This window comes from Dialister sp. (assembly GCF_036343215.1).
In the GTDB taxonomy this organism is placed as follows: Bacteria; Bacillota; Negativicutes; order Veillonellales; family Dialisteraceae; genus Dialister.
This window is the reverse complement of the sequence record NZ_JAZASU010000166.1, coordinates 1-2,453: the sequence shown is the minus strand read 5'-3', so window position 1 is coordinate 2,453 and position 2,453 is coordinate 1. Positions and strand designations below refer to the sequence as shown.

General features: G+C 49.9%; 3 protein-coding genes and 2 tRNA genes. 2 read left to right on the top strand and 3 right to left on the bottom strand.

The window, feature by feature from the left end; translation table 11 throughout:
• Positions 1–68: 68 nt before the first annotated feature.
• Positions 69–141: transfer RNA gene (locus VZT47_RS10080), tRNA-Val, on the top strand.
• A gap of 166 nt (positions 142–307) precedes the next feature.
• Positions 308–381: transfer RNA gene (locus tag VZT47_RS10075), tRNA-Arg, on the top strand.
• A gap of 51 nt (positions 382–432) precedes the next feature.
• Here VZT47_RS10075 and VZT47_RS10070 read toward each other — a convergent pair.
• From VZT47_RS10070 to VZT47_RS10060, 3 genes are all read right to left on the bottom strand, one after another.
• Complete coding sequence (locus VZT47_RS10070; protein ID WP_330224830.1) at positions 433–978, bottom strand: tyrosine-type recombinase/integrase; 546 nt, start codon at positions 976–978, stop codon at positions 433–435.
• 509 nt (positions 979–1,487) lie between these two features.
• The gene (locus VZT47_RS10065; RefSeq protein WP_330224829.1) at positions 1,488–2,156 is read right to left on the bottom strand and encodes a DUF4367 domain-containing protein; all 669 of its coding nucleotides are present in this window, start codon (positions 2,154–2,156) and stop codon (positions 1,488–1,490) included.
• On the bottom strand, positions 2,146–2,453 hold a 308-nt coding region (locus VZT47_RS10060), incomplete at its 5' end, for an RNA polymerase sigma factor (protein WP_330224828.1). The genes VZT47_RS10065 and VZT47_RS10060, both read right to left, overlap by 11 nt.

Below are 2,453 nucleotides of genomic sequence, written 5' to 3'. Positions count from 1 at the left end.
GACGCGCGGGACTTAAAATCCCGTGGTGGCAACATCGTACCGGTTCGACCCCGGTCGCCGGCATATATGGAAGTTTAGCTCAGCTGGGAGAGCATCTGCCTTACAAGCAGAGGGTCATAGGTTCGAACCCTATAACTTCCAGTATAAAGTGTTTTCAGTAGCCGCCGCAAAACATGCTTGCATGTTTTTGCGAGCGGATATTAGAAAACCTCAAGTGATGAAAAAGGACGCGAAGCGGCCTTTGAATCACTTGAGCTTTGCGAAGCAAAGACTTTATACGTCAGGTTTGACGTTAACAATATCGCGTGTGCGTGTAGCTCAGCTGGATAGAGCACTTGGCTACGGACCAAGGTGTCGGGGGTTCGAATCCTCTCACGCACGTGTCTGGGAATCGCTCGAAGGCTTATGTTTTAAGGCTTTCGAGCGTTTCTTTTACATGAAGAGGGCTGCTCCACTGTGCTCCACTAAAGTGCTCCGCTGGTGGAAATCTACAATATTGCTGCTTTCTTCTGAAATCTTTTCGAGCGGAGCGGTAATATCCTCGTCGTCCTGCAGCTTCAGGTAGTCGAGGGTCTGCTTTAGTGTCGCATGGCCTGCATATTTCTGTACAGCTGTGAGCGGCATCCCCGCCTTGTACATATTGGTCAGGGCTGTCTGCCGGGCATCGTGCGGCGATTTCATTTCCGTCATGCCGATTTTTTTGCAATACTTCTCCAGCTTCGGTGCAAAGCAGCGGTCGGTGCAGAAGGTAATCTCATTTTGGAACTTCCGTAGAAATACGAAATCGTCATTAGCTGAGGGAAAACCGGCTTCCCGGTTCATCTTCAGTATTTCCTGAAAAATATTCCTGCATTTCCTGTTAAGCAGCAGTTCCCGGTCGCCACAGGGCGTCTTGCAGTGATCTAAGACTACACATCCCTTCGATTTCCCTTTTTCATCGACATCATCCACCAGTTCTCGCTGGACATGGACATACATCTTTTCATTCCGCTTGAAGAAGTCGCCATGGGGCGGAAAAGGGCTTAATCCGAAAATGATCACAGAAAACGAATGAGACTGAAAAACCGCATAAATAAAGGCTTCCCAAAATCTGGAGAGCTGAAAGTCGCGGTATTGCTGCCTTTCCCATTTTCTGGGGAAATCCGGAGAGGCTGAAAACTGCCGATTTTTCTTAATCCGGCGACTCCCCAAAATCTGGGGAGCTGAAACCCGCGCGGACACTGCTTTTCCCAAAATCTGGTTAAAAACGGCAGATTCGAATCGGCAAATCCGGGAGGATAACAGGATACGCAAAAAGTTGCATTCTGTAGCTTTTTTCGGAAGCGGAATCCCCACGGGATTCCGGAGAGGGCAGGGGCCCTCTGACCTTATCGAATTGACACTAATCGGGAAAATTTCCGCGAAGAAAAGGTGGCGTCATTTTGACGCCACCAGTAACAGAAAATGGCGTCAAAATGACGCCATTAGTGTTTCGTGTGCGAAAAAAATCACTCCTCCAGCCGGATCCCGTCCAGTATTTTCACAAACTCCTCCTTCTCCAGATTGTATGGCGCCGAAATGTAGGTGACGAGCTTCCTGTCCTGGTCGATCATGAACAGTGAGCTATAGTAGTCTTTGGTGTCCGATTTCAGGAAGATCACTTCTTTGCCATTCCAGGTGAAATCCTCCCGGCGGACATGCTCTGAGTTCACGGAGAAGTCCGTGTTCAGGAGCGATACAGAGACCTCAATTTCATCAGCTCCGTTTTTGTAGTCATGGACTCTGATCAGGCTTCCGTCATTTTCGAAGGAAGGCGTGTATCCTGCCGGAATGTAGGATAATGAAAAGGCGGGAACATAATTCTCAATATTTTCATCCTGAACCTGTACATCGGCAAATGACCGGCCCCATTCGATGATGGCCTGGCCCGCTATTGCAAGGATTCCCGGGTTGCAGAGCAGGATGACAAGAGCAAATCCAGCTGCAATTCCAACAGATGAACGGACGAGATTTCGCCTTCTCGCTTTTTTCTCTGCCCGTCCGGCGAGCGTCGGGACATAGGAGGCTTCTATCTGGCTGGTGCCTTCGTGCGTCTGCTTCCATTCAGAATAATATTTTTCCTCCGCTGAAGCGCGCAGGCTGATCAATTCCCTGATCCGGGCGTTTTCATTCTTCATCTCTCATCATCTCCCTGATCTTAAGCTGTGCCATCCGGATGCGCTTGTCCACCGTTCGGACTGGGATATCCAGCATCTTTGCAATGTCTCCCCGCCTGTGGCCGTAGTAATAGCGGAGGATAAGGATTTCGTAGCTGATTTCCGGAAGGGCGGAAAGAAGCCGCATGGCCTCAAGCTCTTGCTCATTGCATTCCGCCATCCATTCCGGATCATCCTTTACAAACGGGCTCGGTATGACCAGGGTTTCCAGTTCCTGACCGGACAGGTGCTTCTGCTCCCGCAGGATGTTCAGGCTGG